The sequence below is a fragment of the Mucilaginibacter sp. P4_C11 genome (assembly GCF_056402115.1).
Genome location: NZ_JBFUIA010000023.1, coordinates 1 through 26,929, shown reverse-complemented (window position 1 = coordinate 26,929; position 26,929 = coordinate 1). Strand labels below are relative to the sequence as shown.

At 43.0% G+C, this 26,929-nt stretch carries 32 protein-coding genes; 14 read left to right on the top strand and 18 right to left on the bottom strand.

All coding sequences use genetic code 11. From position 1 onward, the window contains the following. Positions 1-137: 137 nt before the first annotated feature. From AC1DU2_RS20320 to AC1DU2_RS20260, 13 genes are all read right to left on the bottom strand, one after another. Positions 138-644 (bottom strand): hypothetical protein, encoded by a 507-nt coding sequence (locus AC1DU2_RS20320; protein ID WP_477386408.1) that lies wholly within the window; start codon positions 642-644, stop codon positions 138-140. 68 nt (positions 645-712) lie between these two features. Then, on the bottom strand, positions 713-1,381 hold the full coding sequence (locus tag AC1DU2_RS20315; RefSeq protein WP_477386406.1) for a DUF4291 domain-containing protein: 669 nt from the start codon (positions 1,379-1,381) through the stop codon (positions 713-715). Positions 1,382-1,411: 30 nt separating this feature from the next. After that, positions 1,412-2,395 (bottom strand): sugar phosphate isomerase/epimerase family protein, encoded by a 984-nt coding sequence (locus AC1DU2_RS20310; RefSeq protein ID WP_477386404.1) that lies wholly within the window; start codon positions 2,393-2,395, stop codon positions 1,412-1,414. A 76-nt stretch (positions 2,396-2,471) separates the two neighbouring features. After that, the gene (locus AC1DU2_RS20305) at positions 2,472-2,960 is read right to left on the bottom strand and encodes a hypothetical protein (protein WP_477386402.1); all 489 of its coding nucleotides are present in this window, start codon (positions 2,958-2,960) and stop codon (positions 2,472-2,474) included. A gap of 41 nt (positions 2,961-3,001) precedes the next feature. Next, positions 3,002-5,194 (bottom strand): penicillin acylase family protein, encoded by a 2,193-nt coding sequence (locus AC1DU2_RS20300; protein ID WP_477386400.1) that lies wholly within the window; start codon positions 5,192-5,194, stop codon positions 3,002-3,004. Between the two features lie 451 nt (positions 5,195-5,645). Beyond that, positions 5,646-6,728, bottom strand: a complete 1,083-nt coding sequence (locus tag AC1DU2_RS20295; RefSeq protein ID WP_477386398.1) for a DUF3810 domain-containing protein — start codon at positions 6,726-6,728, stop codon at positions 5,646-5,648. Positions 6,729-6,856: 128 nt separating this feature from the next. Next, positions 6,857-7,372, bottom strand: a complete 516-nt coding sequence (locus tag AC1DU2_RS20290; protein WP_477386396.1) for a DUF2911 domain-containing protein — start codon at positions 7,370-7,372, stop codon at positions 6,857-6,859. A 387-nt stretch (positions 7,373-7,759) separates the two neighbouring features. Next, a complete protein-coding gene (locus AC1DU2_RS20285; RefSeq protein WP_477386394.1) occupies positions 7,760-8,143 on the bottom strand; it encodes a DUF6799 domain-containing protein in 384 nt (127 codons plus the stop codon). Between the two features lie 61 nt (positions 8,144-8,204). Beyond that, entirely contained in the window at positions 8,205-10,229 is a 2,025-nt protein-coding gene (locus tag AC1DU2_RS20280) for a copper-translocating P-type ATPase (protein ID WP_477386392.1), read from the bottom strand. Between the two features lie 143 nt (positions 10,230-10,372). After that, complete coding sequence (locus AC1DU2_RS20275) at positions 10,373-12,634, bottom strand: multicopper oxidase domain-containing protein (RefSeq protein WP_477386390.1); 2,262 nt, start codon at positions 12,632-12,634, stop codon at positions 10,373-10,375. A 42-nt stretch (positions 12,635-12,676) separates the two neighbouring features. Then, positions 12,677-13,186 carry a DUF3347 domain-containing protein gene (locus tag AC1DU2_RS20270; protein WP_477386388.1) on the bottom strand — a complete coding sequence of 170 codons (510 nt, stop codon included), beginning with the start codon at positions 13,184-13,186 and terminating at the stop codon, positions 12,677-12,679. Between the two features lie 267 nt (positions 13,187-13,453). Then, positions 13,454-13,645, bottom strand: coding sequence for a hypothetical protein (locus tag AC1DU2_RS20265; RefSeq protein WP_477368526.1), 192 nt, complete (start codon positions 13,643-13,645; stop codon positions 13,454-13,456). 52 nt (positions 13,646-13,697) lie between these two features. Continuing rightward, a complete protein-coding gene (locus AC1DU2_RS20260) occupies positions 13,698-13,982 on the bottom strand; it encodes a hypothetical protein (protein ID WP_477386386.1) in 285 nt (94 codons plus the stop codon). Positions 13,983-14,134: 152 nt separating this feature from the next. Between AC1DU2_RS20260 and AC1DU2_RS20255 the strand changes: the two genes are divergently transcribed. After that, positions 14,135-14,926, top strand: coding sequence for a CHAD domain-containing protein (locus AC1DU2_RS20255; RefSeq protein ID WP_477386384.1), 792 nt, complete (start codon positions 14,135-14,137; stop codon positions 14,924-14,926). 77 nt (positions 14,927-15,003) lie between these two features. Here the strand turns inward: AC1DU2_RS20255 and AC1DU2_RS20250 are convergent, their stop codons facing one another. The 3 genes from AC1DU2_RS20250 to AC1DU2_RS20240 all read right to left on the bottom strand — a co-directional run bounded on the left by AC1DU2_RS20250 (position 15,004) and on the right by AC1DU2_RS20240 (position 16,583). Next, complete coding sequence (locus AC1DU2_RS20250; protein ID WP_477386382.1) at positions 15,004-15,507, bottom strand: GNAT family N-acetyltransferase; 504 nt, start codon at positions 15,505-15,507, stop codon at positions 15,004-15,006. Positions 15,508-15,612: 105 nt separating this feature from the next. Continuing rightward, positions 15,613-16,116 carry a peptide-methionine (S)-S-oxide reductase gene (locus tag AC1DU2_RS20245; protein WP_477386380.1) on the bottom strand — a complete coding sequence of 168 codons (504 nt, stop codon included), beginning with the start codon at positions 16,114-16,116 and terminating at the stop codon, positions 15,613-15,615. A 65-nt stretch (positions 16,117-16,181) separates the two neighbouring features. Next, positions 16,182-16,583, bottom strand: coding sequence for a response regulator (locus tag AC1DU2_RS20240; protein ID WP_477362237.1), 402 nt, complete (start codon positions 16,581-16,583; stop codon positions 16,182-16,184). Between the two features lie 140 nt (positions 16,584-16,723). On the opposite strand from AC1DU2_RS20240, the gene AC1DU2_RS20235 reads away from it, so the two are divergent. Both AC1DU2_RS20235 and AC1DU2_RS20230 read left to right on the top strand, forming a co-directional pair. Then, positions 16,724-17,209: a CAP domain-containing protein gene (locus tag AC1DU2_RS20235; RefSeq protein ID WP_477386378.1), complete on the top strand. Its 486-nt coding sequence runs from the start codon at positions 16,724-16,726 to the stop codon at positions 17,207-17,209. A 38-nt stretch (positions 17,210-17,247) separates the two neighbouring features. Continuing rightward, positions 17,248-17,739 carry a hypothetical protein gene (locus AC1DU2_RS20230; protein WP_477386376.1) on the top strand — a complete coding sequence of 164 codons (492 nt, stop codon included), beginning with the start codon at positions 17,248-17,250 and terminating at the stop codon, positions 17,737-17,739. 116 nt (positions 17,740-17,855) lie between these two features. On the opposite strand, the gene AC1DU2_RS20225 is transcribed toward AC1DU2_RS20230, so the two are convergent. Further along, positions 17,856-18,167: a hypothetical protein gene (locus tag AC1DU2_RS20225; protein WP_477386374.1), complete on the bottom strand. Its 312-nt coding sequence runs from the start codon at positions 18,165-18,167 to the stop codon at positions 17,856-17,858. Positions 18,168-18,212: 45 nt separating this feature from the next. Then, positions 18,213-19,046 (bottom strand): SDR family NAD(P)-dependent oxidoreductase, encoded by an 834-nt coding sequence (locus tag AC1DU2_RS20220; RefSeq protein WP_477386372.1) that lies wholly within the window; start codon positions 19,044-19,046, stop codon positions 18,213-18,215. Between the two features lie 388 nt (positions 19,047-19,434). Here AC1DU2_RS20220 and AC1DU2_RS20215 point away from each other — a divergent pair, with 388 nt between their 5' ends. The 11 genes from AC1DU2_RS20215 (at position 19,435) to AC1DU2_RS20165 (ending at position 26,675) form a co-directional block, all read left to right on the top strand. Next, positions 19,435-20,520, top strand: coding sequence for a Glu/Leu/Phe/Val family dehydrogenase (locus tag AC1DU2_RS20215; protein ID WP_477362247.1), 1,086 nt, complete (start codon positions 19,435-19,437; stop codon positions 20,518-20,520). A 48-nt stretch (positions 20,521-20,568) separates the two neighbouring features. Further along, positions 20,569-21,516 (top strand): transcription antitermination protein NusB, encoded by a 948-nt coding sequence (locus tag AC1DU2_RS20210; protein WP_477362249.1) that lies wholly within the window; start codon positions 20,569-20,571, stop codon positions 21,514-21,516. Between the two features lie 85 nt (positions 21,517-21,601). Next, positions 21,602-22,042, top strand: coding sequence for a DUF1573 domain-containing protein (locus AC1DU2_RS20205; protein ID WP_477386370.1), 441 nt, complete (start codon positions 21,602-21,604; stop codon positions 22,040-22,042). An 18-nt stretch (positions 22,043-22,060) separates the two neighbouring features. Continuing rightward, positions 22,061-22,387, top strand: coding sequence for a preprotein translocase subunit YajC (yajC, locus tag AC1DU2_RS20200; protein WP_477386368.1), 327 nt, complete (start codon positions 22,061-22,063; stop codon positions 22,385-22,387). 185 nt (positions 22,388-22,572) lie between these two features. Next, positions 22,573-23,520, top strand: coding sequence for a CdaR family protein (locus tag AC1DU2_RS20195; RefSeq protein WP_477386366.1), 948 nt, complete (start codon positions 22,573-22,575; stop codon positions 23,518-23,520). Positions 23,521-23,601: 81 nt separating this feature from the next. After that, positions 23,602-23,757, top strand: a complete 156-nt coding sequence (locus tag AC1DU2_RS20190) for a hypothetical protein (protein WP_177183755.1) — start codon at positions 23,602-23,604, stop codon at positions 23,755-23,757. Position 23,758: 1 nt separating this feature from the next. Next, positions 23,759-24,376, top strand: coding sequence for a hypothetical protein (locus tag AC1DU2_RS20185; protein ID WP_477362257.1), 618 nt, complete (start codon positions 23,759-23,761; stop codon positions 24,374-24,376). Between the two features lie 7 nt (positions 24,377-24,383). Then, positions 24,384-24,983 carry a dephospho-CoA kinase gene (coaE, locus tag AC1DU2_RS20180; protein ID WP_477386364.1) on the top strand — a complete coding sequence of 200 codons (600 nt, stop codon included), beginning with the start codon at positions 24,384-24,386 and terminating at the stop codon, positions 24,981-24,983. A gap of 52 nt (positions 24,984-25,035) precedes the next feature. Beyond that, entirely contained in the window at positions 25,036-25,974 is a 939-nt protein-coding gene (locus AC1DU2_RS20175) for an MBL fold metallo-hydrolase (RefSeq protein WP_477386362.1), read from the top strand. Next, a complete protein-coding gene (locus AC1DU2_RS20170; RefSeq protein ID WP_477362263.1) occupies positions 25,974-26,168 on the top strand; it encodes a DUF5522 domain-containing protein in 195 nt (64 codons plus the stop codon). Before AC1DU2_RS20175 ends, AC1DU2_RS20170 begins: the two co-directional genes overlap by 1 nt. Positions 26,169-26,225: 57 nt before the next feature. Beyond that, positions 26,226-26,675 carry a MarR family winged helix-turn-helix transcriptional regulator gene (locus AC1DU2_RS20165; protein ID WP_147057762.1) on the top strand — a complete coding sequence of 150 codons (450 nt, stop codon included), beginning with the start codon at positions 26,226-26,228 and terminating at the stop codon, positions 26,673-26,675. Positions 26,676-26,929 lie beyond the last annotated feature (254 nt).

Sequence of the window (26,929 nt, the reverse complement as noted above, 5' to 3'; positions counted from 1 at the left end):
CTTACTCCGTTGGAAATATTAATAACGCCTTAGCGTCCATAAATATTTAACTACGTTTGCCCTGATTAGAATATAGCTCCATCAATTTGTACAACGGCTCACATATGTTAACGTGAGGTTTTTAGATAATGTAACTACTATTTAATACCGTTGTAGTAAGCATATATTCCCACACCTTGCGTGCGCCACATCGTTAAAAAGGCTTCCATATCGTCATTCTCACTGCCAGTTTTAACAACGAACAGCCGTTTATACTGATTGCCATTTAAATCGCTGATAGTGATGAGATTATTTTGAAGCAACAACGATTTTCTTGGGCGAGGCGACATTTTAAGATTGATGTATTTTATTTCGGTCAGTGGAATTTTAACGGCGTCAATAATTAAATAATTCTCGGCCAAAACCAATTCACCGTCTTTCGAATAGGAGCCAATCGCACCACCTCCCAATAATCCTAAGTATGTCGCAGAAAAAATGCCACCTATAAGTAATAGCGTATCGCATACCGGCATCAACAGTGATGGGATGGGCAGATTTAGGACACCAACTACAATCAACGTGCCTGTACAAGCAATCATACCCACCGCTACTTTGTGAAATTTGCTTTTTTTTGTCCATAAACTCAATGTTATTTTATTTGCCACTATGTGTTTCGCTTTAATTTACCGGTTAGGCTTATGCCGGTTTACGTTTATTATTCCAACAAAATCTATCATTCTATACCTACCCTGTCACTCAAAGCTGCATCGCTGGTTTGAAATGTAGTTTCAAATGGCACCAATAGTTCATCCAGGCGGCCAGCATCTAACAATTGTTTTTGCTGCTTTACAAAATCGGTTACATCTTCAATTTTCCGGATTTGATGTTTGCCAAAATCTTCCAGCATTTTCCCTTTTAAACCCAATTGAATAGCGCGGCGTTGCAGCTTATTCCCGTAAGGGTCATGATCGGGGTCCCATTGCAGGCGCACTTCCTTTTGATCCAGGTCGGCCCTCCATTGTGCGTGGCTTTCGTAATATTTAGGACTAAATGAAGATATGGCTGCTTCACCCAGGATTTTCTCTAAATCTGTCTTTTGAATCCACAGCGCAAGTACCCTTTCCTGGCTTTTTTTTTCGGCCCAGCCGCAGCGGTACATCATCCATAAAAAGTTAGGCTTTATCCACGACATCCGGCTATAACTATAATGGTTGCCGCCGAGGAATTGATTTTCTACGGCAAAATCGGCAATGTTATGATTATAAGCCTGGTAAACAACAATAAGATCTTCGGTTTGGTGGCCTAACAAATGCTGGCCGGTTTTGGGTAATCTTTGGATACTATCCTGGTATAATTCGGTAGTGATGTGTAGTGGATTGTTTTTTGTTAAATTGGTATTCATTAATGTATTGTATATTCTTATTTTGATCTTTTACAGATCATATTCCTTTAGCCATCCTCTTAGGGTGGCCAGGTCTTTTTTCACAGCAGTTGTAAACGCTTCCCTGCTTATCGTTAATTGTTTGGCGCCATCCTGCGCGCCGCCAAGCTCGTATTCGCAGTGCAGGCTCATGGGGCTGTTTATTTTTTGTTCCTTTAATATACGAAAATATTTTGGAAAATCCACCATACCCTCGCCCAAAGGCACACTTTTCACCTGCCATTTGCAATCTTTTTTGTCCCAGTAAAAATCTTTTACATTGGTGGTTTTAATGCGCGGTATAAGTGTTTGGATAGATGTTGGCCAGGTGTCGGCTCCTTCGGTAGTGGCATGCCTTACGTCGTACTGGCAGCCAATAAAATCAGGATTGGTTCCCTCCATCCCCAGCCAAAGATCCCAAACCGAAGCGCCAAATAACTCGCCCGAATGGTTTTGATAAGCACCATGCATGTTATATTGCCTGTTAAGGGCCTCAAGCGCCTTAAACTGCTTGTTTATCGCCTTTAGGTTATCGGGAATGCTGATGCTTTTATCATAATCCAACCAGGCCATCCGGTAGTACTTAATTCCCAATGCCGATGCAGCCTTTAAAATATCATGGGTGTATTTTTCATCGGGCGATTTGATGTTGGTTACAATGGTATAAACTTTTAAACCCGCGCGCTCAACCGCTGCAACAGCTTTTGGCAGATCAGTAGCCACATGCTCCGGCGATACGTGCCCGTCGGGCCTTACCGTCAGGTCTACTCCATCAAAGCCCATATCAGCCGCCAATGAGGCCATATCCGTGTATTTGAGCCAATGCAAATGCTTGGAGAAAATGCTTACTTTAATTTTTCCGGGGGAAGATTGAGCGAGATCGCCACTATTTAAGCTTCCGGGTAGCGATAGTCCTTTGGCGTTTAAACCTAATGCCATACCGGCGGTTGCCATTGTAGCTGCAGCTATAAACTTTTTGCGGCTGATATTTTCCATAAGCTTTATAAATTGGTATTGCAATATACCAAAAGCCGGATGGAATTTTCAGATAGCTTAAATCGAAATGCCTTTATCAATCAAAGCCTACATACTCTTTTTGTTTAACCTCTACGTAGCCGGCGGTATTATCGCGGCTGACATACATCACGATATGAAAAAAATCGTTATCAAACTGGTAAATGTTGTTTATCGTATCGGCCCCCTGGAATTTCATGGGCAGGCCCTGGCTTTTTGCCTGTGAAATCAAATGGAAGATTTGTTCAGTGCGAGATGTTTTATAGGTTACGGTACGTAATATGGCTCCGCTGCTTAATTTCAAAGCTACCCCAATATCTACCGATTCTTGTTTTTTTTCGGCATCTGTTTTACTCAAATGCTCAATGGTATTGCCATCAAGTTCCTGGGTATAGGCCTTTTTAAAACCTTTTGCTAAAACCAGGTATTTGTGCGCATCGGCGTTTGTTAGGTTGGTTAAATTGGTAAGGTCATTAACTGTTATGCTTTGTCCAAACACGTTGGCACCGCAAAAACATAATAAAGCCACAAACAGGAACTTTTTCATTTTTGTTATTGTATCCAAATATACTTTTTTCTGCAACTAAATTAACTGCCCGGATGATAGCTTTTATTTACGTGTTTCAGCACATCTTCGCGGTAAAATAACACATCTTTAAACTTACCCTCAATAATACCCCGCGCCTGGTCGGTAAAGTTTTTTGATGCGGCATCAAATGACTGCCCGCCGGTCATGATACTTTTAGCCTTTATCTTCGGCCCAAATTCAACTGCGGCTACAAAACTATTGCCCGAGTAACCATACCTTTTCAAAGTATTTACCGTACGGCTCTGGAACGACGGCAATTGCCCAAACCCCGAGCCGGTTAAACCAACCGGGATACTCGGCAGCTTATCATCAAAGGTTATGCCATCTGCGGGCCGCTGGTAGCGGTTCATATCGCCCCATTGCACCTGCCAGGTGCCAAAACGGCTTTGCAGGTTTTTCATAACAGCGCTTAAAAGCTCCAGTTGCTGCTTGCCCGGGGTGGCATCGGCCAGTGTTTTAATGCGCCGGGTTATAAAAGTACTTTCCTGGTCGGTTTTAGGCGGAGGGAGTAATTTAAGCATGGCCGTACCCCATTCAATAGCCAGTGAGCTTGCTACCGAATTGGCCGCCGTGCGCCTATCCCACTGCTTCAATATTAACATAGCATCTGATATTGAATGCTTTAATGAATCAGGAGCTTCATCATAAGCCTTGAATAGCGCGGGCAGTAAATCGTCAAAGGCAGCCAGGTAGTGGTCATATCCTTTTGCTATAAGGCCATCCAGTGTAAGGCTCTTGGCGTTCTTTAATATGTTGATGGCGGTAACCGCGCGGTAGTTTTCGCCGTCGGGCGCCATATAAGCCGGGTATTTACTTTTATCCGGACTGCTTGCGCCCGCATCAGTATAAGGGGTGGAATTGCAATTTTGAATCCAGCCGGTAGCGGGGTTTGTGGTGGTTACAATTTCGTTCAAGCGATGGACACCTTGCCATTCGGTAGCCGGCGTGCTGCCATCAACGGGTAAACTCCAGTCATATTTGGGGTCGCGTTTGGGGATATAATTGCCATACCAAAAAATGGTGTTACCCTTATCATCGGCATAAACAGTGGCGTTGGTGGCGTTGGATACCAGGTCCATGGCTTTCTTGTACTCGGCCAGGTTGTTGGCCTTCGTTATCTGCCATGATTCAACCAGCGCGTTATATGAGCGATTATTGGCCCTTAGCGCCAGCCATTTGCCGTCGCGACTGCCTACTACCGGGCCATGATGGGTATAGTAGCCGGTTATTGTTTTTTGCTCAAGCTTATCGCCTTTTTTGATATTGATAACCAATTTACGTTCGGCAACGGGTTTAAGGGCACCGTGGTATTCGTAAAACCACCTGCCATTTTTTTTTTCCATTTTTTCGGCATACAGGTCGGCTACGTCGGCGTAGCTGCTGGTGTGCATCCAGCCGCAGTGTTTGTTAAAACCCTGGTATATAAAAAACTGGCCCCAGGTTACCGCGCCGTATGCGTGCAAACCTTCTTCGCTAACCAGTTCCACCTCGCTGCGGAAATAAAAGGGCACATGCGGATTAATATACAACAAAGCATGCCCCGAAGCCGACCGCGAAGGAGAGATAGCAAACCCGTTCGACCCGGTTTCGCGTTCATTCACAAATTCATAAACTTTGGCCGGGCTATTTGGAACGTAACCCAGTTTGTCGCCGCCATTTATATAAAACTCTTTTGTTTCATCCAGCTTAATGCCCCCTGTTTCGGTGGCGGCTACGCTTCCATCGGTAAACATCAGCGCGTACCAGGGCTCAAAATGCTTAAATACTTTGGGTTTTACTTCGGGATGTTTGTACAGGTAATAATTTATACCATCGGCAAAAGCATCCAATAGTTTCCTGAAAGCCGGGGCGCTTGTTTTATAATCATTGATAGCATCTGCGCTATCGGCAATTAATTGTAACTGAATATCGGTAGCCAGGCTATTTTCACCATCCACTTCGGTTTGTTTGCCAAACTGGTAAAGGTAATTGCGTTCAATCCCCTTAAAATTATCTTCGCACTGCGCGTACATCAACCCAAAAACTACGCTGGCATCGGTTTTTCCGTAAATATGTGGTACCCCGTAATTATCGCGGATGATAGTTACGGTTTTAGCCAAATTTTCAGCCCGTTTAATTTCTCTCAGGTTAATTTTTTGAGCAGATACAAACAACGAAGAAAATAATAAAATAAAGATTAAATTCAATTTCATGGTAACAAATATTTTACCTGGGCATCTAAGTAAATAAACTAACGTTAGATAGACATTTATTAATAATATGCGGTAAATTTGAACGTTTAAACGCAATATTTATATTGTATCTTCGTTTGCTTTAAATTATTCGCAATTTATTGGCGCAAGGTTAAATATAAAGCTGTTTAAAAGCTGCTGACACAATATAATAAAAAAATTGTTTATCGGTTATTACATCGGTAAATATATAAGAGCTTAGATAATCATCTTGCATGAGATCTGAGGTTTAGTTGATACAATATCACGTGAGAAATGATATTGCCGTGCGTTCCGGGGTGAGATACGGAACGCATTTTTTATTTTAGTCATTAGTTTGATTGGCTAACAACTGTTTTAATTTTTTTGATAAATCTACCAATGACAGCGAAGCGAAATGACCAATGACAAGCGCAGCGTAAATGACCAATCGCTAATGAACATTATACTTGTCCATTACCAGTAACACCATGCGGTTGTATGTTGCCAGGCCACGGGGTTGGTTGTTGGCTTTCAGGAAATTATCATAAAAGATACTGCTTATCCAGCTAAGCTGGTTTTCATAGGCCATCCAATAGGCGCGTTCGGCTACAAAATCGTGGTGTACTTGTTTCGATATCATCGCCTTTAATTCCTTATGGGCCACGGTATCGCGCCGGCGCAGGGTATGCATAAACTCGTCAACCGCCAGGTGATAGCCCGAGTAACGCAGCAAGCGGTCCTTTGATTTTATGGCGATAATAAACCCGGCAAAATCAGCCTCGTCCTCGGCCCCGTAACCTATCTGGTGCGACATTTCATGGCAAGCTACAAATGGCCTGTTAAACACGGGCATGGCATAATTAATCTGCGCTTCGGACGTAAATGGATTATAGTAACCCGACGTTCCTATATAATTCAATAAGAATGTAATCATAGAGGGCTTTACGCCAGGCTGAAAAGCGCGAAAATTGGCTGAGTCGGCCGAGAGCGCTTTTACCGCGTTTGCAGCCGTTTGGTAAATAGCACTGTTGCTTTGGGCCAGGTCGGCAGCGGTTACCCTGGCTCGGCAGGCGTTGGCGCTATCTATCAGTAATTTGGTTACGGCCTTTAAATCGGCAGTAGTGAATGTAGTATCTCTTAAATTAAGGCGTAGAGCGGCAGATGGCCTGAAATAATTCATCCCCCAAAACAAATAAAAAGCTACAACCACTATCTGGATGCTTATTACCCAGCTCAACAATTGCATTCCAATTTTTTTGAACTGCTTTTTAACCAGCAGCTTTACCATTCTGATGATAGCTAAAACTATAGCCAAAATAATTGCTGCGTAAAGCAAATCACCTGCGCTAAAGGGGAATAAATTAAAAACCGGGTGAAAAACCCAGCAAATAAGTTTATAAAACCCTTGCGAATAATAACGCTCGACCAGTGCGGGATAACCGGCAAACAGCATCAACAAAAAAATGGCCATGGCTAACAACAATATGGCTATTATTCTTTTAAGGAATGGATTTTTGCTGAGGTAGGTACGCATTGTATACTATAGATGTTAACCAAGGCAATATAACAAAGCTTTACCTTTAAGAAGCTTTTTTTCTGATTGCCGTATATAAAAAAAGCTCCTTTACAGGAGCTCTTCTTTTATACGGATTAAATAAATACTTATTTAATGGCCACCGGCACAACAAAGGTATCCCATTTCAGGTTGAAACCTTTTGGTGTAATGGTATAGGTAAGGCTTTCGACTTTTGGCGCGGTTTTGCCTTTAACTGTTACACGCAGCTGGTCGTTTTCTGGTTTATAAGTGTAAGCTCCCCATTGCTTAGGGTTTTTATCAAAAATAATAGTCCATGTGCCACTTGCAGATGGAATTACAAAAAAGGCGTACCTACCGGCCGGAAGTGCTTTACCTTCAACCTTTATTGCTTTGCTGGTTGTAAAACTGGTTGCCGAATCGGCACCTGCACGCCATACTTTATCAAACGGCACCAATTCGCCTAATATTTTGCGGCCTTTTACATACGGACTTCCGTATTTGATTTTAATCAATGAGCCTGCAACTGTAGCGCTTGTACTATCGTGCGGACTGGCCGGTTTTTCCTGTGCAAAGGCCAGGCTGCTTAAAAATAAGGCAAATGCAAAAACAAATGCTGCTTTAAATTGAAAAGGTCTGTTCATAATATTTCTCATGATTTATTTGGCATAAATATAGGGCGAAATTTTTTAGGGCAGCAATTGATAAATTAAATAAACGTGTGGCATAGCTATAAAAACATTTCGACTATATAGTTATCCAACTTATATCCGCCTCTATCCGTTTTTAAGTCGGTAGTAACCACACCGATTAATATTTTAGGGCGGCGGTGCTTTTGGTACAGATAGCATCTGTTTATCAGGCCGCCAACTTGCTGTTACGTAACGGTTAGTGATGACCAAAGGGAACAAAAGCCTTACGGCTATTTACACCAGCGTGGGGAACGCCCGGATCAAGTTTGAGGCAATACACATCGCACAAAAAAAAACGGCTTACCAATGACGATAAGCCTTTTTTTTAAAAAAATTCACCTACATTTTGTGCCCTGCAGTATCTTTTTTCATCGACATTTTTGGCATCTCGCCGTTCATCATTACACATTGGCCTTCTTTTAATTTCATTGTTTTGCCGCCTTTCATTTTACAGGTTCCGTCGGCCTCAACAACGGTACCGTTTGTCATGGTTTTAGCTTGGGTCATGGGCATGGTTTTGCCATTCATCATAGCCATCATTTTACCGTCTTTCATCATTACACAATCGTGCATTTTATCCATCGACATATGCGACATCTTATGCATTGATTTGTGCGACATTTTATGCGACACCTTGTGCATGGTAGTGTCGGTTGTTTTGGTTTGTGCCATAGCGCTACAACTTAAGGTAACAGCCATAAGGGCAATCATCATTCTTTTCATTTTCCTGGTGGTTTATATTGGTTAATATTTTGCTTTTTGATGGAGCCCGGTTCAGGGTGCGTTATTCTTTTACTTTCAGCATACCTGCATTTATAGCCACAACCACGGTACTTACAGTCATTAAAACCGCACCTAATGCCGGGCTTAAAAGAATGCCCTGGTTATATAACACGCCCGCAGCCAGGGGCAACGCCACAATGTTATACCCGGTTGCCCAAATCAAATTCTGGATCATTTTACGATAGGTTGCCTTGCCAAACAGTATCAGGCTTACAATATCTTTCGGGTTGCTGTTCACCAGTACAATACCGGCAGTTTCGGCCGCTATGTCGCTACCCGAGCCTACTGCAATGCCAATATCTGCCTGGGCCAGCGCGGGGGCATCATTAACACCGTCGCCGGTCATGGCCACAAATTCGCCCTTGCTTTGCAGGTCTTTAATCTTACCCAATTTTTGATGAGGCAATACTTCGGCAATAAAACTATCCATCCCTAAAGTTTTGCTTACACTTGCCGCCACTTTATTGTTATCGCCGGTTAGCAAAATAGACCTGATGTTTTCCTGCCTCAACGTTTTAATTGCATCTGCCGATTCGGGGCGGATCTCGTCCGAAAGGGCGATGTACCCGGCCAATTGCTCGTCAATTATTACAAATACTACCGTTTCGGTATCGTTGGCATTATATCCACCGGGAACGGCCAGCTTATTTTCTTTTAGATGACCCGGGCTAACCACCAATATCTTTTTACCATCTACTGTTGCCCCGACACCCTGGCCGGTTATGGCCTTAAAGTTTTGCGCCTGCGGAATGGTAATTTTTAAGTCTTTCACTTTTTGCAGGACGCCGGTGGCTATGGGGTGCTCTGAGTTTTGTTCCAAGGCAGAGGCCAGGCGAATAAGGTCGTCCTGTTTGATTTCCTTATTAAACGAAACAACTTTGGATACTTCAAATTTGCCCACCGTAAGCGTGCCTGTTTTGTCAAATACCACGGTGGTAATTTTACGGGCATTTTCAAAAGCGGTGCGATTTTTAATGAGCAGCCCATGTTTGGCCGATAATGCCGTTGATTTGGCTACCACCAGCGGAACAGCCAGCCCCAAAGCGTGCGGGCAACAAATAACAATAACGGTTACCATCCGTTCCATGGCAAAAGCGATGGTTTGCCCGGTTAAAAACCAATACATAAACGTACCGATACCTGTAACCAAGGCTATAATTGTCAACCATTTTGCAGCGGTATCGGCCAGTAACTGCGTTTGCGATTTTGACTTTTGTGCATCGTCAACCAGCTTAACTACCTGCGATAAATAGGAATCTTTGGCGGCGTGTGAAACTGTTACTTTAAACGAACCGTTGCCATTGATGGAGCCGGCTATTACCTTATCGCCTTTTACTTTTTGCACCGGCCGCGATTCGCCTGTGAGCATCGATTCATTGAGGTAGCTATCGCCCTCCAGTATAATACCATCTGCCGCAACTTTCTCTCCGGGTTTTACCAGGATAATATCATTGGCTTTTAACGTACCTGTTTTTACATCGTGCACCATGCCGGGCATTACCATGTGCGCATCTGCCGGCATGAGCTTAACCAGCAACTCCAGCTCATTTGATGCGCCCATTACCGATCGCATTTCTATCCAATGCCCTAAAAGCATAATGAGGATAAGGGTAGCCAACTCCCAAAAGAAATCCATCCCGTTGAGACCGAAAACAATGGCCACGCTATAACTATAAGCCACTGTAATAGCAAAACCTATCAGGAACATCATCCCCGGATTTCTGGCTTTTGCCTCGCTTACCAAACCGGTTAAAAAAGGCCAGCCCCCATATACAAACACCACCGATGATAAAGCAAACAAAATGTACGACGAACCCTTGAACTGCCAACTAACCCCCATAAAATGCTGGATCATGGTTGATAACAACATGATAGGGATCGTAAGCGCCAATACCACGTAAAACCGTTTTTTAAAATCGGCAATCATCATAGCATGGTGGTCATGTTCTGACATTCCCATGTGCTGATCATGACTATGATGCATTTGTTGATGGTCCATACCTTCATGCATTTTGTTCATCTTCATAACAGGTGCAGTTCTCCAAAAACTCCGTAATACATCATCTTTAGCTTTAAAGTTTTACCGTTCAACTGAACAACAAACAAAGCTGCTAATTACAAACCAACCAGGGAATGACCGCCGTCACATAAACAACTAACAACCATCACCTAATAAGTTAAGGTTAAGCCGCCACCCAGGCCCATATCGCTATCGTAATGTGATGATAAAGAGAAATATTTGGTAAAAATAAACCGCATACCAACAGCGTATTCTTTATCAGTATTCCCCATCAGCGTAAACCTTAACCGGCTGGTTAAAGGTATATCTTCCCTCCCCAATTGAAACCTGAATTTGCCATTCCCATCCACACGGGCGTCGGCCACAAACAGCATGGGTAATATATACGATACCCCTGCAACTACGGTATGGCGGTTGTTTTTATTGCTTTGCTGGCCAAACAGGTTTTTTTCCTGGTCGGTTGATTTTTTGTAATGGTAATCAAACCCTCCATACGCGTACAGCCATTGCATTTGCCCAAAATAACGGCCTGCCATAGTTTCGCTTTCATACCCTTTTTTGCTGTTTACACCCAGGTGCCATAGGGTTGATAATTTCCACCGGGTATTGGCTATGCTAACTGTACCGTCGCTGCCATTGCTTTCCAGGCCAATTTTTGCAGCCGGGAAAAAGCGGCTGTCATCGGCGTATATTTTTTTCAGGGCACTGGCCGGGTTGGGCAGTTCGGGGTTTGGCGGCGAATTTTCATAGCTGAATATGCGGCCCATCCCGCTCATCATATGGTAAAGGATATGGCAATGAAAAAACCAATCGCCGCTTGCCGTAGCCGCAAACTCAATGGTATCAGTTTCCATCGGCATAATATCCAGCGTATTTTTTAGCGGCGAATAATCGCCCTGCCCGTTTAGTACCCTAAAGTAATGCCCGTGCAAATGCATAGGGTGGCGCATCATGGTATTATTGTACAGGATGATACGCACATTTTCGCCTTTTTTGATCAGTATCTTATCTGATTCGGAAACCGTTTTATTATTTATCGTCCAAACATAGCGGTTCATGTTACCGGTAAGGTTAAAATGTAAAACCTTTAGCGGGCCGGCGGGTAAATTAGTGGGTTTAATGGCCTTTAACATCCCATAATTAAGGGTAACCATATCGGTGCTGCCCGCCATATCCATACCGGGCATATCATTCATTTTTTTAGCGGTCGCACCCGTATCTTTTGCGGCTGTCCCATCCCCGGTAATTTCAGGATACATTACGGTATTCATGTCCATCACCTGGTTGGTCATCACCATGCCATCCATTTTTTTCATGTTGCCATCCACCCCCATCATGTCGTTCATCATCTTCATGCCTTCAAAATATTTGAGCCTGGGCAATGGCTTGGCTTTAAGCTGCGCGCCACTACCCAGCCATAATGAGGTTGACCGGGTGCGGTCTTCGGATGTTGCCAAAAATTCAAAACTGCCGTCGTTAGGGATGGTAACTATCACATCGTATGTTTCGGCTACGGCTATAATCAGCCGGTCAACAGCTACCGGTTGCACATCCTCGCCATCATTAGCTGCAACGGTAATTTTGCCTCCGGCATACTTTAGCCAAAAATAGGTTGATGAACTGCCGTTAATAATGTGCAGTTTCACCTGGTCGCCCTTTTTAAACTGCGGGGCGTTGTTTATTGCTTTCCCATTGCTAAAAAAACGGTCGTAATACACATCGCTCACGTCCATGGCTACCATTCTCTTCCATTCGTTGGTTAGCTTGGTTTTAAAATGGCCTTCGGCTACAGCTTCTGCATAGTTTTGAGTACTGCCTTTACGGATACCGTACCAATCGGTTTGGTTATGTAATGATCGTTCTACCTGTTCGGGGTTTTCATTGGTCCAATCGCTCAGCAGTAAGGTGTACTCCTTTTGCCCGGCTGGCTGTTTGGGGTGGATAATAAAGGCGCCATACATACCGCTTTGCTGCTGTGTCATGGTATGCGAGTGGTACCAGTAAGTGCCGTGCTGTACCAGCGGGAACTTGTAAAAATGCGTTTGCCCTGCCTCAATTGGGGCGGTGGTAAGGTAAGAAACACCATCGTAGCGGTTGGGTAATATCAACCCATGCCAGTGGATCGATGTCTCCATCATCATTTGGTTATGCACATATATTTCGGCGGTATCGCCTTCGATGAACTCCAATGCAGGGGCAGGTATGCTTCCGTTAATGACCATAGCCGGCCTTGTTTTGCCAGTGTAGTTTACTGTAGTATCGGCAATGTATAAATGATAAATTTCACGATTGCCCACTTTGGTGTAAAAGGGTTTGCGCGGTTCCTTTTCGTCCATTTTCATAGCCATATGCTGTGCATAGGCCGAAAAAGACAAAAAGAAACTCAATAAAAGAACGGTGGATATTTTCATGATAAAATAAGCTTCCGGAGTTACCCGGAAGCATTTTATGTATTATTTGGTTGCAGGACTAATGGTTTCGCTAACCTTGCCGCAGGTAAGCATCATATTGCCATAATAAGGGTTTTTAATGGCGGCATCGGCCGATAACCAGTAGCTTTTTTTCATGGGGCAATAGGCATAGTAAACCGGCTTATCGGTTAGTTTTACCGCCTTGGCCAGCTTAAAGAAATTTGCCGAAAAATTAGCAAAATGCTCCCTTTGATGAGCTATGTCCTTACTTTCGGATATGTGCCGGGCATCAAAAGCCAGCTTTTCCTGCAAAGGCTTAAACGCGGCAGCATCCGTAGCGGGCAGCGACCTTACATCAACCCCGTTAATAGTTTTTAAAAATTCGCCGGCGCTGGCAGCAGCATCTGCACTGTTTGATTTTACTAAGGCATCTTTAACGCCGTAATAAGATGATAGCAATGGAGTAAGTGCCGTAGCCTTGCCGTCCTGGGCAAAAAGTTGTTGGGTAAGGGCAGTCGCGATAAAAGCGATCAATAACAATGTTTTTTTCATGATTTTGATAGTTTAATATAAAGGCCACCCAAGCCAATGGCCGGCAGCAGCTTGAATAATAAGAAATTGCTTTAATTTTATTCCGATACAAATTTAACCTATATGCCCCGGTACTTTTTTATAGAATTCGGGTTTTAAGTTATGTTATTTTGTGTTTTTGATTGGAGCAAGCAGAGCCATTGGGTACGGCAAATGACGGCAGAAGTAGTCTTAAGTTCTGAGTTTTGAGTTAAGACTCAGAACTTAAGACTTTCAACTTAAGACCAACTATTTCTCAAACTCATCCGGGTTTAACTCCGGCTGTTCAGTTTCATCCGGCGGCAGTTCATTTGGGATGTTTTCAGGGCCTTCTTCGGGCACATCAGGTTCACCGGGATCAGTTGGCTGCCTTATCTCGGGCCTTTCGGGTGTAACCGGCATTTCGTCTGGCTCGTTGGGCATTGTTCTTTTCTTGCTCATGGTTGGTTATTTAATTAAAGGACAATTGATCATTCTGTGTATTTTAACTCGGTTATGTTGTTTTAAACTGCGGATGCTTTACAATTTGCGCAGCAATGCTTAACAAATCCTGGCCAGTAAAAGCGCCGGGGCCATCAAAATCAAAATGATGATCGTTATATACCGTAATAGTACCGAGCTGTCCATCCTGCGGCACATCTACCGATCGCGATTGCTCATAATCTATCCAATCTTCGGCCTTATCGGCCGCGTAAATATTAAATTGATTAACTTTATCCTGTGGTTCGAATTTCAGTAGCCGCTGACCCTGTCCAACGCGTATTTCAAAAGCTTTCATTTTAATAGTAGTTGTATTTAAAAGACAGTTTGGGGCTTAAAAGGTTTGAAAAAAAGCTTTTCATATTGCAATCAAATCCGGGTTGTTGAAACATCCCTGCGTTATATAAGGTTATCCTGTTATTGAACATTGTTTTAAACTGGTTTTACCACATGAAGAAAAAGGACGAAAAGAAATATATGGAGCGGGAATGGCGCTCCATGACTCATCATTTAAAAGACTTTATAAAAACCGGCAACCAGGAAAACCTGCATCATTTTCGCACTGGTGTAAAAAAACTAAGGGCGTTTTTTACGTTGACCGAAAGTATTAAACAGGGCCACACCACAACCAAATTAATTAAACCCGTACGCCAAATTTTTAAACAGGCCGGTGAGTTACGCAACGCTTACATTAATATTCAGTTAGGCAATAGCCAACAAACCATGCAGATGGATTTTATACATGCCCAGGAACAGTTGATGGACACTTTAACAGTGCAGTTTAAAGCACAAGGACCACATTACCTGGCTACTTTGCGCAAGGTACGGCGTAGGGTAAAAAAGCGTATCCCTAAATTAAAAAACCTGCACATCGGTTTATATTATCAGCAACAACTGGAAAACATTGCTGCCGGTTTGCTAACACATGGTTTCGCCGAAGACTTACATACCTGCCGCAAGCAAATTAAAATGCTGATCTATAACTATAACCTTGTAAAACCTAATCTTGACAGGCCGTTTAATGAGGATTACCTGGAACAGGTACAAAACGCGGTTGGCAACTGGCACGATAACAACGTTACTGTCGAACTTTTTGCCGCCGAAGCCACGCATGGTGAAACCACAGTGGCATCGCTGAAAAAACAGGCCGTCCAGCTGAAAAGACAGGTAACAAAGTTGCTTAAAGGATTTTATGACCGGGCTACAACGGTAACCGAGTTACCGCTGGAACAGTTGAGTTAAGTCGATAGTACTAAGCCTTAAGTCAAAAGTTTAAATTTCCCCTCTTTGACTTGGCACTTAAGACTTTCGGCAAAAAGCTACCTCTTCGGATATTCGAAGTACGACAGGATCAATCCTTCATACCTGTCAACCAGCCCCTGGTCGCTAAAGCCGCTTTTGAGCAGCACCATTTGCGAACCTTTATTTTCCTGGTCGGTAACGGCCACTACTTTTTGGGTTTGGGGGATAGTAAAAGCATAATCAACAACCAGTTTTGCCATTTCGGTAGCATAGCCTTTGCCCCAATACTGCGTAGCCAGGGTGTAGCCCAGTTCAATCACGGTATTATCGCCTGCGTTAAATTCGCGCAGCAGGCAGCTACCCATAAAATTACCGGTCTCCCGCTCAACGATGGCCCAGCGGTTAAGGGCGGCATTGGGCTGTGCCATGCTTTGCTGTAACAGCTCGCTATATTGTTCGGCCGTGCGCACGGGTAAATACACGTTCACCACCGGATCCATATGTATGTTAATGTAAGGTGCTTCGTCGGCAGCAATAAAAGGCCGGATGATAAGGCGCGGCGATTCGAGACTAAAACTCATGACAATTCAATTTTAACAAATGTGCCAATTTTGGGGAGGAGTATCAAGTGGCGAGTATCAGGTATCAAGACTGAAATCTGAATATACTTAGTTGTCAGATTAGCTTTAAAGGTGAATTAGTTTGCCGGCATCTACCACATTCGCAAAACGTGCCAGTAATACCCTCAATTTAGGGTTCACTATATTTTGGCAAAAAGGCTTCTCGGGGTTACTGTAGTAGTAATTCAGGTAATTATCGCTATTGAGCCGGAATAGTTTAAATGGGATAACTTTGGTGATGATAACACTTTCAAACTCCGGTTGCAGGGCGTCAATGGCGTTTTGAGCAGCAGTTGCCTGCCTGTCATTAAAAGTATAAATAGCCGACCGGTATTTATCCCGCATGCTATGGCTTACTGTACAGCTGTGGGTATATAAATGCACGGCAATAAGCGTATGCAATGATATCGCTTTCGCGTCAAATTCAACAATAACGGCTTCGCTAAAAGTGGAATTTTGGCCATCAGAAGCTATCCATCCTTGCTGAACAGCTGCCACTCCTTTCAAGGATAAAAAAATAGCTTCGGTGCACCAGTGGCAACTTCCGCCAAAACCAATTTTGCTGACCATTTTTTAGTCCACAAATTTAACATTCAGGCCGGGTATATTTGCCAGTAGGGTAAAAACTAAACGCCTTAGGCGGCCAATTGATTACTTACTTTTTGCAGCAACGAATCGATATCAAAAGGTTTCGGGATAAAATCATCAGGGGCACCATTATCATAGCCATCCAAACGCAATTCGTGCGAGCCTGAGATCAGGATTATCGGGATATGATTGGTTTCGGCACTTTCCTTTAGGCTTTTGCACAGTTCGCGCCCATCCAGGCCGGCCAGCATTACATCCATCAGGATCAGGTCGGGTTTAAAGGTATCCATCGTTTTTTCAATCATTTCGCCGCTGGTAAGCGTCCAAACATTGTAGCCTTCTTCTATCAGTATAAGGCAAATGAGTTCAACCATTTCGGAGTCATCGTCGACAATTAGTATATTCTTGCTCATGGCATTGGTTATATTTAATAATAGTCTAAATTTCATGCCAATGGTTTTGGGTCGTACCCGCTTCGTTTATTTTAAAAGGAGAAAGGGCCGGGAGATACTGACGCAATAACTCCCGGAACCGTTGTTATTAACATATTTTAAATTAAATTGGGGGCTTATTACCGGTAAAACCAGGCATGCTGAATATTGTTAAGAAACTGATACTCCCCCTTGTATGCGTGATTATACAGGGAACCGCCTGCCGAAAGGCTGTGCTGGCACCCGATAGTCCGTCGAAAGGTAAATTATTGGATTTGGTGAACAATTACCGGTCAACGGGCTGTACTTGTGGTACTGTTTATTATCCACCGGTTAATCCCGTTGTTTGGAACGATACCCTACAGGTAGCCGCTCAAAGGCACAGTAATGATATGGACGAGAAACAATTCTTTAGCCATACCGGCAGCGATGGCACCAACACCGGCGACAGGCTGATGAGCCTAAATTATATTTACGTTACCTACGGCGAAAATATTGCCGAAGGTTATGCCAACGAAACTGATGTAATGGTTGGCTGGATTAAAAGCCCCGGCCACTGCCAAAACATTATGAATGGCGATTTTACCCAAATGGGTGTAGCCACCAGCGGGAAGTATTGGACACAGGTTTTTTCGGCGCATTAATAAAAATAAACATCTGCATTATTTGATAAGCTTCGCCAATGAACTTAACTAAACCTATTACAACTGTTGTCGTATTCACCTTATTTGTGTTTTCATCAGCATGTAATCATGCGCATAAGCCCGTAGATAAGTATGCAGGCTTTACCGAGATTGATAAAATAGTTAATGCTGTTATTACAGATAGAGGGCTTCCTGTAAAAAAAGGCGACGAAAAACACGCCCCTGGTACTATTATCATTGGCTCGTTAAATAGAATATATGTCAGCAATCATAATCCAAATGACAGATATCCAAGCTTTGTATTTTTTTCGCATCTAACGGAGGATAAATACTTCAAAAAGTCAGACAGCGCTTATTTATTCAATCAAAATAATGGGCAAAAGTCCGTCTCTATATCAAATACATTTCAAAAGCAATTGAACCTCCCTAAACAACACCTGCAACGGGCTTTGAAGACGACATTAATATGGAATATAAATTTACCATGCCCTTATATTCAAAAGATGGCAAAACAGCGTTTATATGTGTGACAACTTATTGCGGCCATTGCATGTATACCAATGATTACTTTTTAAAGAAATCAAAAGATACCTGGCACGTTGTAGCCCAAAGATATTACCGGGAGACTGAAGGCAATTAGCATCGATCACTCAAAATAAGTCTCCGTTGATGCCACCAGGTTCAACAACTCCAATAGCGGCTCTGCCTCAAGCCCACTTGCCCAAAGTTCATCGGCAAATTTCTTGAATGAGGCCAATGATTGCAGTACCTGGTGAGCTTCTTCGTTTTCCAGCTGATCAAAATGCATAAAGGTTTTGCCATCAGGCAGCAGCCAGCAGGTGTATTTGATTCCCGGATGGTTTAACTGCTTCAGTTCGGCAACAACGCCTGCTATATTGGCCTGGTTTATGGCTGCAAACTCTGGCCGGGTGGTGTATTGTACGCGTACTACTTTCATTTTTTGAATACTTTTTATATAATCAATTGGCGAACTTTTGGATTATCAGTCTTTGTCGAATTTAGGACGTGCTACCTTTCGGACTTCAGGATTTGACCGGTAGTTTAGGGCTGCGGTAGTGCCACCCGTTACATCAATTGTTACGCCTGTTATGTTGGCTGCCAAATCTGACGCCAGGAACACGGCGGTATTGGCAATATCAGCTATGAGGGGTAGTTTTTTCAGCATCGTATCAGCCGTCATCTGTTTCAATACCGTGGCCATTACTTCGGGGCGATCTTTAATGGCATCCGCAAATACCCTGGAGTCTGGCGAACCGCCCGAACGGATATTTATCACGCGCACGCCATATAGACCAATTTCGGATGCCAGGTTACTGCTAAAACTTTCAACCGCGCAGCAGGCGGCGGCAAAGCCACCGGTATAGGGATAACCGATACCACCGGGCGTTGCAGTAAGGAACAGGATAACGCCCGAACCCTGTTCGGCCATCACCCTACCCGCCGCTGTAGCGGTTAAAAACCGGGTTCGCAGCGTGGCCGATACCGGCTCCACAAAATCATCTGCTGATAAATCAACCAGCGGAACGCCCTGTTTAACATCAACACCAACGGCGTTAAAAGAAATATCCAGCGAGCCCGCGCTTTGCAAAACTGTAGCTATTTGTTTGTTGATGGCGTTAGTGTCAAATGCATCAACCTGGGCAACTTCAGCAAGTCCGCCAAGGGCAATAATTTCCCCGGCAACTACTTGCAAGGGGGGCAGCGTGCGGCCTGTTAAAAATACTTTTGCCCCAGCCGCAGCCAGTGCTTTTGCAACCGCGCCGCCCAGCGAACCGCCCGCGCCGTATATAATGGCATTTTTGTTTTGAAGTAACATATCAATCCAGGTTTTTAAGACATCCCAATCACCCAATGGCCCACAGCGATAACGTAAAGCAATTATCATCGTTATACAAACCTATAACTAAATATCCTTTTTAAGATGGGTTGTTGCAGACAATTTCGGGGTGCAATTGCGACATGCTTTGCGACATGCTGGTAATGCGCGGCAACAGGGAATCTCTTGCCATTGGCCTAAGAAATTCAGCTCACCCCTGTACCTACATGCCTAATTTTGGCAAAATAATATTTCGTCTCAAGCAAACTACCTGCCTTTATTTAACTTATGCCTATGAACTAACTACATTAGCCTTTAATAAACTTTGCTGTAACCAAAAAAACATCTACTTTTGTGCCGCCTTAAAACATTTACCGTAGTATAACTAATGCCCGATCAACAATCACAACAATCCATTTTCAGCCAACTCGAAATTTTCGGGCATAAAAAAGTGGTGTTTTGCAGCGATCCGGATACCAATCTGAAAGCTATCATCGCTATTCATGACACCACCCTTGGGCCTGCTTTTGGCAGCACCCGCATGTGGAGTTATAAAACCGAAGGCGATGCGTTAAATGATGTGTTACGCCTGGCCAAAAGCATGACCTATAAATGCGCCATCGCGGGGCTTAATATGGGCGGCGGTTATTCGGTAATCATTGGCGATTCGCGCCGGGATAAAACCGAGGCGATGATGCGCAAATTTGGCCGCTTTATTAAAAATCTTAATGGCGAGTTCATCACCTCCGAAGATGTAGGCACCAATCCACGCGATATGGAATACATCCGCATGGAAACCCAGCATGTTACCGGTATTCCCGAAACGCTTGGCGGCAGCGGCGATCCTTCGCCTGTGGCGGCACAAGGTGTTTTTATGGGGATAAAAGCTTGTGTTAAAGAACAGTTTGGCACCGATACCCTGGCCGGCAAAGCTGTAATTGTACAGGGTGTGGGCCACGTTGGYGAGCACCTGGTACGCCTGCTGCGCGATGAAAAAGTAAAAGTATACATCAGCGATATCCAGGAAGAGCGGGTTGGGCAAATTGCCAAAAAATATGGTGCCGAAGCTGTATCAAACAACAGCATTTTTGATATCGACGCCGATATTTATGCACCTTGCGCGCTGGGTGGTACAGTAAACACCCAAACCATAAACAAGTTAAAATGCAGCATCATAGCCGGATCGGCCAATAACCAGTTGTTGGATGAGGCTGTTCATGGCGAAATGTTGTTGAACAAAAATATACTATTTGCGCCCGACTACGTTATTAATGCCGGCGGCATTATTAATTGCTATTCGGAGTTAATGGGATTCAGTAAAAAACGCACTTTGCAGCTTACCGAGAATATTTACGAGGTAACACGCAATATTTTAAAGCTATCGAAACTGGAAAACATTTCTACCGTTGTAGCGGCAAATAAAATAGCAGAGAAAAGAATTACGGATATTAAAAAAGTAAAATCGTCATATTAATTATAGTTTAAACCGCTGGCCAGCTGGCCGGCCAAATCGTTCTTACACATGTTAAACAGAAGGCACCTACGGGTAAAAGTACTACAGGCATTATATGCGTTCCACCAATCGGACACCACCGACATTAAACAGTATGAAAAAAACATGCTGGGAAGTATAGATGAAGTTTTTGAAATGTATATTTGGATGTTATCACTCATTTCAGAGGTGGCAAACTATGCCGCTAATGATAAAGAGGAGCGCGCCAACAAGCATTTACCCACCGCCGAAGACCTTAATGCTAATATTAAAATAGTCACCAACAGGTTTATCCTCTCCCTGAATGATAACCGTGATTATCTTATCGCCTCAAAAAAATACAAGGTTGACTGGGGTTTTGAACCCGAACTGGCTAAAACCCTGTTTACAACCCTAAAAAAATCGCCCGAGTATGCCGAATACCTGGCCAAAACCGACGACACCATCCAAACGGATAAAGACATCATTAAATTTATTTTCAAAAAAGTGATTTTAAAATCATCATTGGCCGAGCAGGTTTTTGAGGATAAATTCATTTTTTGGCCGGTAGACAGGGATGTTTTGCAAGCTTTGATTGCCAAAACATTCAAAAACTTCAGCAGCGAAGATTTTAAACAAAATCAGCTTGCCGAGATAACCGGTAACTGGGCCGAAGACCGTGAATTTGTAGTTGACCTTTTTGCAAAAAGCATCCGTTTTGATAAACCTTACCAGGAATTGATAGCCGCCAAAACCACCAACTGGGAGCCCGACCGCATTGCGATGATGGATACCCTGCTGATGAAAATGGCCATTACGGAGTTTGTAAACTTTACCTCGATCCCGGTAAAAGTTACTATTAACGAGTACCTTGAAATTTCAAAGGAGTTTAGCACACCTAAGAGTAATTCATTTATAAACGGTATCTTAGACAAGATTTTGATAGACCTTAAGGCCGAAAGCAAGATCAAAAAAATTGGCAGAGGATTGATTGAATAGTTTTGAGTTATAAATATTGAGTTTTAAGTTGCAAAATTTAACAATCCATTTAAAATAGATTTAAAATAAAAACCGACTATATAAAATGAAGAAACTGTTTTTAAGCTTTGTAGCAGCAGGCTTACTATTATCGGCCTGTAACCAATCAAAAACCGGCAGTACTGCGGCTACAACCGATAGTACGGCTACAACAACTGCCAACGCGGCTAACGCGCCGGTAATGAAGTTTGAAAAAGAAAGCCATGATTTTGGCAAGATAAAAACCGGCGATAAAGTTAACTACGATTTTAAATTCACCAATACCGGCAAATCGCCCCTCATCATCAGCGAGGCACATGCTACCTGCGGCTGTACTATTCCGGAGTGGCCTAAGGCTCCTGTTAAACCGGGCGAAAGCGGCGTTATAAAAGTTACCTTTAACAGCGCGGGCAAAAACGGTTTACAGGATAAACAAATTACCGTAACCGCCAATACTGTACCGGCCCAAACTATGGTACACCTTATTGGCGAGGTTTTAACCAAATAATTTCAATTAATTTAAACAATGATAGCAACAATTTTTTTACAGGCCGCTGCAGGCGGTGCTTTTGGTGGCTACGGTACGTTAATACCCATGGTATTAATTATTGTAGTGTTTTACTTTTTTATGATACGCCCACAGGTTAAAAAACAAAAAGACCAAAAGAAATACGTAGATGAACTTAAAAAAGGCGACAAAGTGGTAACTACCGCAGGCATACATGGCCGCATTATCGACCTTAACGACGCTACTTTTTTAGTTGAAGTTGAAAACGGAAAAATCCGTTTCGATAAATCGGCTATATCATTAGATGCATCAAAAGCATTGAATACACCGGCTGTAGTTAAGTAGGTGAAAGGATAAAGGTAAAAGGATAAAGGTAAAAGGATAAAGGTAAAAGGCGAAAGGATAAAGGTGTCTTGTCCTTAATCTAAATAATAAGGCGAGAGGAGATCGGTAGTTAGCAGTTCAACCTGTGAACATTTACCTTTAACCTTTCGCCTTTACCCTTTAACCTCAATAACAACCTCAATAATATGGCAATAGTAAAACTATCCACAACAGAACGGCGGCGGCTATCGGTATTTTTTACCTGTCTTGGCCTTGCCGTTGTTGCCTGGATTTTTACTACGCTATCGAGCCCACTGCCCTTTATTATTAACGAGGCGCTGGTATACAAAAACTCACCGCAAAAAAAGGCTTTCCACCCGCTGCAGGCAGATACCATAAAAATTACTATACAAGGTACTGGCTGGCAAATGCTTTTTTCGAAAATGAAGCCCGATAGTAAGCCCATCACGGTTGATTTAACCCCCCTGGAAAGCCGCAATTACGTAGTGCTTAGCTCGCAGCTTAAGCTTATTAATGCCAAACGAGATGCCAACCAGCAAATCACTGCTATTGACCCCGATACCCTATATTTTGATTTCACCAACCGGCTTACCAAAAAAGTACCTGTAAGGGCCTTATTGGGTATTGATTATCAAAAACAGTTTGCCATATCGGGCAACGTATCAATCAAGCCCGCCTATGTAACCGTAAGCGGTCCTGCCGACAGGTTGCAAAAGATAGACGAATGGAAAACCGATTCGATAAAAGCAACCAGTGTAAATGAAAGCATTGCCACGCGGATAAATTTGCAACCGGTAACCGAAGGTAATTTAACCGTTTACCCAAAAAGCGTACTGGTGAATATCCCTGTGGATGAGTTTACCGAGAAAACGCTGGATATCCCGGTTAAGCTCATCAACAACCATAATTACGATAACGTTAAGGTGTTTCCGCAAAAGGTAAAGGTGACATTCACCACGTCGTTAAGCCGTTATAAGGATATGAGCGATGACCTTTTTGAGGCCACCGCCGATCTTGACCTGTGGCGTGATCATGGCTACTCTACCCTGCCAGTCCAGCTAACACGCTTCCCTCCTTTTTGTAAAATAGTGAAGGTAAGCCCCGCAAATATTGATTTTATTATCAAAAAATAAGATTGACAGACTGGTTGATAAATTTCAACCCCGATCTTTTTATAAAAGTGTTATCTTTGTATATTACAAAACAATAAAAATATGGCAATAGCAATCAAATCGGTTCCTGTCCTCAAAGGGGATGTTGCTAAAGCTTTTATAAACAAAGCGGATGCTAACTTAGATAAAAAATCAACTGTCGATTTCTCTAAGGAGGTTTTGATCGCGCATAAAATTCTAAGTAAAGCGAAGAAATAAATTGCTCAACTTCGAAGAAAACTTCCTTTTTGAAAAGTGTTCTTTTAAAGAATATACTCCATCTCTTTTAGAAGGCTGTAGCCCGTTTAATTGCGGGCATAAAGATTTAAATTCGTTTTTTAAAGATGACGCTTTTAAATTCCATGAAGAACTATTGGGAAAAACCCATTGTTTCACTTTAGATAGCGATCCCACAATAATAGTATGTGCCTTTACTATCTCCAATGATAGTGTAAAAGCAAGTGACTTGCCCGGCTCAAGGAGAAAAAAAGTAACGAAATTAGTACCACGAGAAAAAGCGCTTAGAAATTATCCGGCTGTTTTAATAGGTCGACTTGGCGTTAATGTTAATTACAAGGGAACAACGGTAAGTCGTGAGTTGATGCAGTTTATTAAATCCTGGTTTATAGATCCGGAAAATAAAACAGGATGCAGATACATTGTTGTCGATTCATATAACGAGCCTATCCCATTACATTATTACACAAAAAACGGATTCGAAACAATCTTCAGTACAGAAGATCAGGAAAAAGAATATTTGAAAATAGCGCAAGATCAACAGTTGAAAACGCGGTTAATGTATTTCGACCTGATTGTTTTAAGAGCCATAACAACGTGAAAACACCATGCTTAAAATTGGTTTAACAGGCAATATAGGCAGCGGTAAAACCACTGTAGCTAAAGTATTTGAGCTATTGGGTGTACCGGTTTTTTATGCAGATGACGAAGCCAAAAAAGTTATGGTTACCGACGTTATACTGATTGATGCCATTAAGCAAACCTTTGGCGCCGAGTCTTATTTCGCGGATGGTTCATTAAACCGCAAGTATATTGCCGCTATTGTTTTTAATAATCCGGCGGAGTTGGCGAAACTTAACGCATTGGTACATCCCGCCGTTTTCAGGGCTTTTGAAGCACTTGAGGCAAAAGCAAAGGACGCCCCCTACATCATTCGCGAGGCGGCTATATTATTCGAAAGCGGCTCATACAAAACCTGCGACCGTTCCATCATTGTAACCGCCCCATTGGATAAACGCATAGCCCGCGTTGTACTACGCGATTGCATTAACATTGATGAAGTTAAAAAACGCGAAGGCCGCCAAATGCCAGAAGATGAAAAGAAAAAACTGGCCGATGACGTGATCATAAACGATGACAGCCAACTGGTAATTCCGCAGGTGCTTGCCCTGCACCAAAAATATTTGGCCCTGGCCCATAACTTATAATGAATTAAACATTAGCTTTTAGCTTTGCGCCTTAAGCTTTTAGCTCCTGAAAATGATACTCGACGATTTTGTACTTATAGATGATAAAGGCCTTTACTGCAAGTATGGCGATTTTTACCTCGACCCTAAACTACCTGCTAAAAACGCCGTTATCACACACGCCCACGCCGATCATGCCATCAGCGGCAATACTGATGTGTATTGTACCCGCGCCACGGCAACCGTAATGCAGTTAAGGTATGAACGCACTGCCGCCAAAGTTTTTCATATTGTACCATTTAACCAGCCTTTTACTATAGGCAAGGTGCAAATTACTTTTATACCAGCAGGTCATATGCTCGGTTCGGCACAAATACTTATGGAGCACGAGGGTACCTGTTACCTGTATACCGGCGACTATAAACTACAACCAGATGCCACCTGCGAACCCATAGAATGGGTTAAAACCGATGTTCTTATAACTGAAAGTACCTTTGCCGACCCTGCCGTTATACATCCCGATCCGGTTGAGGAGATTAAAAAGATTAACGATATCAAAATCAATATTTTATTGGGCGCTTACGGCCTGGGCAAAAGCCAGCGGCTTATTAACCTGATAACCGAGCACGCCCCGCGCAAAAAAATTTTGGTGCATCATAAAATCATGCCCATTAATGCTATTTACGAAAACATGGGTTACCGCCCTGGCAAATACCAGGTTTATGGCCGCAAGCTAATGAAAGTACAGGATGAATTTGTATACATTGTACCGCCGTTTACGTTTGATAGCTACATAAGGGCCACAGGCGTAAAGCGATTATTTGCATCGGGATGGAAAAACCTGCAGGTAAATACCCAGGATACCCTTTTTATATCCGACCATGTGGATTGGAAGGATATCCTGGAAACCATTACCCGTACCCAGCCCAAACAGGTATGGACACTGCACGGCGATGGCCGGCATTTGAAGAATTATTTTAAAGATGAGATATTTGTAAAAATACTCAACTGATGTTGCAGGAAGGGACAGATTATTACATTAACCAGGACGGCAACTTTGTTTTCACGAAGCAGTATCATTTAACGCGCGGTTATTGCTGCAAAAATAAATGCCTGCACTGCCCATGGGATTATGGTAAAACCCAAACAAATAGCAACGACGTTAACCCTGAGGACGAGCCGGGGCAAAAGGCAATACCCGATTAGTTTACCTCAATTTAAAAATAAATAAACATATTTGTACTTTGGTTATTATAAACTATTATGCGGATAGACGACGAGATACAAAGCAACAAATTCGAGGACAATTACCACAAGGTAGTCATCAACATTGCCTACACTTCTGGCTGGTTAAACAATGCTTTCCGTTGCCATTTTGATAAGTATAACCTTACCCAGCAGCAATTTAATATCCTGCGGATACTAAGGGGGCAGTACCCTAAGCCCGCCACTATTAATTTATTGAAAGAAAGGATGATTGATAAAATGTCTGACGCCAGCCGTATTGTTGATCGCCTTATCCAAAAAGAATTGGTTTCGCGTTGCACCAACAATAAAGACCGCCGGGCTGTTGACATCCGCATAAGCGACCTTGGCCTTCAAACCCTTGCCAAAATGGATGAAGAGTTTAAAACGCGCAAAATTCTTGAAGATAACCTTACGCCAGACGAAGCCGCGCAGTTAAGCGACTTGCTGGATAAGCTGAGGGGGTAGTAGTCTATCTAAAATGCTATTCGGTTAGGTAAAATAAAACGCAGGGATAGTAATATCGGTAATGATGCCAAAAATAGTTGGTGGAATTAGTTAAAAAAAGCAGTATATAGCAAATGCAGATATAAGAGTACCCAGGCTCTGCAGAGGTGCAACCTGCCAGCAATAATATTTGCGAACGATACCATGGCCGGACGAAAGTCCGGCTTTTTTTATTCATGGTAGAGTTCAAATATGGCTAAGAAAACCTACCTATT